Here is a 3,170-nt window from a genome sequence, read left to right on the forward strand (position 1 = left end):
TCGTTCTTTAAAAATTTGGGTATGTGATAGAAAGATAGACTGAACGTTACTTTCACTGGTAACGGATCAGGCTAAGGTAAAATTTGTGAGTTCTCTTAGTTGAGAAATTCGAATTTTCGGCGAATGTCGTCTTCACAGTATAACCAGATTGCTTGGGGTTATATGGTCAAGTGAAGAAGCGCATACGGTGGATGCCTTGGCAGTCAGAGGCGATGAAAGACGTGGTAGCCTGCGAAAAGCTTCGGGGAGTCGGCAAACAGACTTTGATCCGGAGATGTCTGAATGGGGGAACCCAGCCATCATAAGATGGTTATCTTGTACTGAATACATAGGTGCAAGAGGCGAACCAGGGGAACTGAAACATCTAAGTACCCTGAGGAAAAGAAATCAACCGAGATTCCCTTAGTAGTGGCGAGCGAACGGGGACTAGCCCTTAAGTGGCTTTGAGATTAGCGGAACGCTCTGGAAAGTGCGGCCATAGTGGGTGATAGCCCTGTACGCGAAAATCTCTTAGTCATGAAATCGAGTAGGACGGAGCACGAGAAACTTTGTCTGAATATGGGGGGACCATCCTCCAAGGCTAAATACTACTGACTGACCGATAGTGAACTAGTACCGTGAGGGAAAGGCGAAAAGAACCCCGGAGAGGGGAGTGAAATAGATCCTGAAACCGTATGCGTACAAGCAGTGGGAGCAGACTTTGTTCTGTGACTGCGTACCTTTTGTATAATGGGTCAGCGACTTATTTTCAGTGGCGAGCTTAACCGAATAGGGGAGGCGTAGCGAAAGCGAGTCTTAATAGGGCGTCTAGTCGCTGGGAATAGACCCGAAACCGGGCGATCTATCCATGGGCAGGTTGAAGGTTGGGTAACACTAACTGGAGGACCGAACCGACTACCGTTGAAAAGTTAGCGGATGACCTGTGGATCGGAGTGAAAGGCTAATCAAGCTCGGAGATAGCTGGTTCTCCTCGAAAGCTATTTAGGTAGCGCCTCATGTATCACTGTAGGGGGTAGAGCACTGTTTCGGCTAGGGGGTCATCCCGACTTACCAAACCGATGCAAACTCCGAATACCTACAAGTGCCGAGCATGGGAGACACACGGCGGGTGCTAACGTCCGTCGTGAAAAGGGAAACAACCCAGACCGTCAGCTAAGGTCCCAAAGTTATGGTTAAGTGGGAAACGATGTGGGAAGGCTTAGACAGCTAGGAGGTTGGCTTAGAAGCAGCCACCCTTTAAAGAAAGCGTAATAGCTCACTAGTCGAGTCGGCCTGCGCGGAAGATGTAACGGGGCTCAAACCATACACCGAAGCTACGGGTATCACCTTCGGGTGATGCGGTAGAGGAGCGTTCTGTAAGCCTGTGAAGGTGAGTTGAGAAGCTTGCTGGAGGTATCAGAAGTGCGAATGCTGACATGAGTAACGACAATGGGTGTGAAAAACACCCACGCCGAAAGACCAAGGTTTCCTGCGCAACGTTAATCGACGCAGGGTTAGTCGGTCCCTAAGGCGAGGCTGAAAAGCGTAGTCGATGGAAAACAGGTTAATATTCCTGTACTTCTGGTTATTGCGATGGAGGGACGGAGAAGGCTAGGCCAGCTTGGCGTTGGTTGTCCAAGTTTAAGGTGGTAGGCTGGAATCTTAGGTAAATCCGGGATTCTAAGGCCGAGAGCTGATGACGAGTGTTCTTTTAGAACACGAAGTGGTTGATGCCATGCTTCCAAGAAAAGCTTCTAAGCTTCAGGTAACCAGGAACCGTACCCCAAACCGACACAGGTGGTTGGGTAGAGAATACCAAGGCGCTTGAGAGAACTCGGGTGAAGGAACTAGGCAAAATGGCACCGTAACTTCGGGAGAAGGTGCGCCGGTGAGGGTGAAGGACTTGCTCCGTAAGCTCATGCCGGTCGAAGATACCAGGCCGCTGCGACTGTTTATTAAAAACACAGCACTCTGCAAACACGAAAGTGGACGTATAGGGTGTGACGCCTGCCCGGTGCCGGAAGGTTAATTGATGGGGTTAGCTAACGCGAAGCTCTTGATCGAAGCCCCGGTAAACGGCGGCCGTAACTATAACGGTCCTAAGGTAGCGAAATTCCTTGTCGGGTAAGTTCCGACCTGCACGAATGGCGTAACGATGGCGGCGCTGTCTCCACCCGAGACTCAGTGAAATTGAAATCGCTGTGAAGATGCAGTGTATCCGCGGCTAGACGGAAAGACCCCGTGAACCTTTACTATAGCTTTGCACTGGACTTTGAATTTGCTTGTGTAGGATAGGTGGGAGGCTTTGAAGCGTGGACGCCAGTTCGCGTGGAGCCATCCTTGAAATACCACCCTGGCAACTTTGAGGTTCTAACTCAGGTCCGTTATCCGGATCGAGGACAGTGTATGGTGGGTAGTTTGACTGGGGCGGTCTCCTCCTAAAGAGTAACGGAGGAGTACGAAGGTGCGCTCAGACCGGTCGGAAATCGGTCGTAGAGTATAAAGGCAAAAGCGCGCTTGACTGCGAGACAGACACGTCGAGCAGGTACGAAAGTAGGTCTTAGTGATCCGGTGGTTCTGTATGGAAGGGCCATCGCTCAACGGATAAAAGGTACTCCGGGGATAACAGGCTGATACCGCCCAAGAGTTCATATCGACGGCGGTGTTTGGCACCTCGATGTCGGCTCATCACATCCTGGGGCTGAAGCCGGTCCCAAGGGTATGGCTGTTCGCCATTTAAAGTGGTACGCGAGCTGGGTTTAGAACGTCGTGAGACAGTTCGGTCCCTATCTGCCGTGGACGTTTGAGATTTGAGAGGGGCTGCTCCTAGTACGAGAGGACCGGAGTGGACGAACCTCTGGTGTTCCGGTTGTCACGCCAGTGGCATTGCCGGGTAGCTATGTTCGGGAAAGATAACCGCTGAAAGCATCTAAGCGGGAAACTTGCCTCAAGATGAGATCTCACTGGAACCTTGAGTTCCCTGAAGGGCCGTCGAAGACTACGACGTTGATAGGTTGGGTGTGTAAGCGCTGTGAGGCGTTGAGCTAACCAATACTAATTGCCCGTGAGGCTTGACCATATAACACCCAAGCAATTTGCGTCGAAGAGAGCAGATTGCGGTGTGTGAAGACGCAATGAACCGAAAGTTCGAAAAACACACAAATCTATTACATACCCAATTTGCTGAAGCG

General features: G+C 50.9%; 1 rRNA gene. It reads left to right on the forward strand.

Features of this window, described 5'->3' with window-relative positions:
- Nucleotides 1–164: 164 nt before the first annotated feature.
- A 23S ribosomal RNA gene (locus tag M9827_RS25750) occupies nt 165–3,058 on the forward strand.
- Nucleotides 3,059–3,170: the final 112 nt, after the last annotated feature.

Origin of the sequence: Pseudomonas sp. AKS31 (assembly GCF_023634765.1) — a bacterium.
Lineage (GTDB): Bacteria > Pseudomonadota > Gammaproteobacteria > Pseudomonadales > Pseudomonadaceae > Aquipseudomonas.